This is a genomic window from Haloimpatiens lingqiaonensis, assembly GCF_901447495.1.
Classification (GTDB): Bacteria; Bacillota; Clostridia; order Clostridiales; family Clostridiaceae; genus Haloimpatiens; species Haloimpatiens lingqiaonensis.
In genome coordinates, this window is sequence record NZ_CABDWS010000145.1 from 1 (window position 1) to 2925 (window position 2925).

Consider the following 2925-nt stretch of genomic DNA (forward strand, 5'->3'; position numbering starts at 1 on the left):
AATGCATCTTTTTTATCATTTTTCACTTTTCTTATGTCACCATTCTTGTTACAATTAGTAATGAGTGGATTAAGGATACATACTTCAAATGTATCTTTAAGAAAGTGGAAAAGAGTAAGATGGTATATACCAGTAGATTCCATGAAAATGGCGGTTTTCATGTTAAACTCTTCTTCCGCTTTTTTAATTTGATCTACTATGTAATCAAAACCATTCCTGCTATGCATAATCTTAAAAGGCTTTCTATAAATTTCACCGTCAGGGGCTAGTATAGCAACCACTGAGAAGTCTGCTGATACATCAATTCCAACTGTTGGTCTATAAAAAAATTTACTCATATATATTATCTCCTTTACTTATGAGATAGAATAGGTATTCCATTTCTATCAGTAATTTTGTAACCTTGTTTGTGACACAGGTAATTCCCCAAGGGAAACCTAACCAGCTAAACACAGAATTCTCACTGATGGAATGATACTCTCTTCTACGGGTAATAATGACTCGATAGAGTCACTTCCCTGGTAAGAAACATCTATCTTCTATTCAAGAGATATTATACATCAATATTAACTAATTTGGTTTCCCGTTAAGGGAAAATAGAAAACTAAGTTAGAGTAGAAACATGCACCCTATCGGGTAAAGAAATTACGAATAATAGAAAAAAATCAGTTATAATGTTCGTAGGTAATATAGATAGTTTTCTATTGAATGTTATGACTACATTATACAAGGTTAGAAGATATGAGTAGAAGAAAATATACTTTAGAAGAAAAGATAGGAATGATAGAAGAATTAAATATCGGTTTAACTAATGCTCAAGTTTGTAAGAAACATGGAATATCATCATCTACACTTAGTACATTTAAAAAACAGCTTGCTGTAATAAATGCTACTGAACCAGAAGATTATAAAGCTACCGCTAAGGAAAAAGCCTTAGCGGATGAAAATAGAAAGCTTAAAGAGCTTTTAGGTAAAAAAGAGTTAGAACTTGATATGTTACAGGATTTATTAAAAAAAAAGAAATACCTGAAATAGCTGATAAAATATCATTAGCAAAAGAATATAGTGAAAAAGGGCTTAAGTTAGCTAGAGCATGTAAATTGCTCCAAATATCAAGAACTTCTTGTTATCCTAGAAAAAAGGCTCAAAGAGATGAAAGTACGCCTACGGCTAAGGTCGGGAGACCCATACCTGGGTATTCATATGGTATAAATAATTGCATAGTAGATGATTCAGTTATTGAAACACTCTTACATGAAGCATGTGAAAAATATCCTTTCTATGGATATAGGAAAATCACTAAAATTCTTCGTAAGAAACATGGATTAAGAATTAATGCTAAGAAAGTGTATAGATTGTCTAAAAAACTAGGTTTACTTCTACCATATGTTAAACATACAAAGCAAGGCCATTTAGCCATAGCAAGAGAATTAACGGGAATGAATCAACTATGGCAAATAGATATAAAATATGTAAGAGCAATTAATGGGCAGTTTATAATGTTAACAGACATTATAGATGTCTACACTAGAAAACTAGTAGGTAAGGAAATAACTAAAACTGCAACTACAAATGACGCTTTAGTAGCTATACAAAGGGCATTAAAAGAAAATAATGTTACTAGAAATATAGTTCTAAGAAGTGATAATGGTCCACAATTTACCTCTGTAAAATTTGAACATTTCTGTAAAACTAACAACATATATCATGAGCTTATACCAACAAACTCACCTAACTATAATGCTCATATAGAATCCTTTCACGCCTTACTTGAAAAGGAATGCATAACTTGGAATGAAATTAGAGACTTTACCCATGGCTATATGCTAATTAATGATTACATAAAGTTTTATAATGATGAAAGAATTCATGGTAGCTTAGATTATATGAGTCCAAATGAATTTATAAGAAAAACTATGAATTAGTTAGTATTGGTTAGAAAATGTTGATAATTGAGGGAGCAATCCGCTATTGGTTCTTACTTTTTCACTCTTACTTATTACTTTGTTACCTATTCCCCATTATTTATCTACAAGTTTCTATTCACCTAACAATTAAAATTATATATTCTTATATATAAGTCCTAATCATACCTACATATTTAGTCTGGCTGCCGCCAATAAAAAATTTTTTAATCCCCTAAAAAGAAAAGCTATAACTACTCCATTTATTTAAATAATTATAGCTTGTTTTACTAATATATTTATTTAATTAAAGATTTTCCGTAACGCAGTGGAGGAAAATCCTCCTTTCCTAGTACCTAGCACCAAGCACCTAGTACCTACTCTCTTACTTCTTACTTAATTCTCAATTGTCAATTGTCACTTCTTACTTGTTTGTGTCAAGTTAAAGTGGGCAATTTTATTTCTTAATTTTTCCATTATAAATTCAGTTGAAAATTTTATTCCAAAAGGGCTTCGCCCGCAGCCCGAAAGGGCGCACTTATCCCGTTAACTTTTTATTTAAAATTTTAAAACTATCTATAAATAAGTTCACTAAATTTTTTTTCTTTGAAAAAGCTTTGTATAGCTTTTCTTCCATTAGTCATGGCGCAGCCTGTAAATGGTATTCTTGCTTGTTGTATAGGATAATACTTACTTTTCTTTACCTTCTTATTTACATCAGCTGCTGTTAATGTAATCATCTCTGTTATTGTTTCTAATTTATCATCTGAAACAACTCCTGAACAAACCTCATTTATCACATTGTATATTCTTTTACTTGCTTTTTCAGCTAGTATTTTAGCTAAATTATTGGCACCTTTAATAGACCAACTCATTTTTCTTCCCTTCATTCTTTGAGCTAATACATCACATATATTGTGCTCCATTGTACCTAAATTTCTGTATTCTAATCCTTCTGGAGCCTTCGGCATTTTTATTTCTTCCCTTAGCTGATATGGCTTTAATCCTATCTTGTTATCAA

The 2925-nt window shown here is 30.8% G+C and carries 3 protein-coding genes and 1 pseudogene; 2 read left to right on the forward strand and 2 right to left on the reverse strand.

Going from position 1 to position 2925, the window contains the following annotated elements:
• Positions 1–338: IS110 family transposase (locus FGK85_RS14915; protein ID WP_138207920.1), on the reverse strand; the 338-nt coding region annotated here is incomplete at its 3' end.
• A gap of 403 nt (positions 339–741) precedes the next feature.
• Here FGK85_RS14915 and FGK85_RS14920 point away from each other — a divergent pair.
• Both FGK85_RS14920 and FGK85_RS14925 read left to right on the forward strand, forming a co-directional pair.
• Positions 742–1035, forward strand: a complete 294-nt coding sequence (locus FGK85_RS14920; RefSeq protein ID WP_138207922.1) for a transposase — start codon at positions 742–744, stop codon at positions 1033–1035.
• 8 nt (positions 1036–1043) lie between these two features.
• Positions 1044–1925, forward strand: coding sequence for an IS3 family transposase (locus tag FGK85_RS14925; RefSeq protein WP_279232928.1), 882 nt, complete (start codon positions 1044–1046; stop codon positions 1923–1925).
• A gap of 551 nt (positions 1926–2476) precedes the next feature.
• On the opposite strand, the pseudogene FGK85_RS14930 reads toward FGK85_RS14925, so the two are convergent.
• Positions 2477–2925, reverse strand: a pseudogene (locus tag FGK85_RS14930) (ISLre2 family transposase); the annotation flags it as partial.

Excerpts from the sequence above, each read along its gene's own strand:
- FGK85_RS14920 (WP_138207922.1), top strand. The coding sequence starts at position 742 with ATGAGTAGAAGAAAATATACTTTAGAAGAAAAGATAGGAATGATAGAA.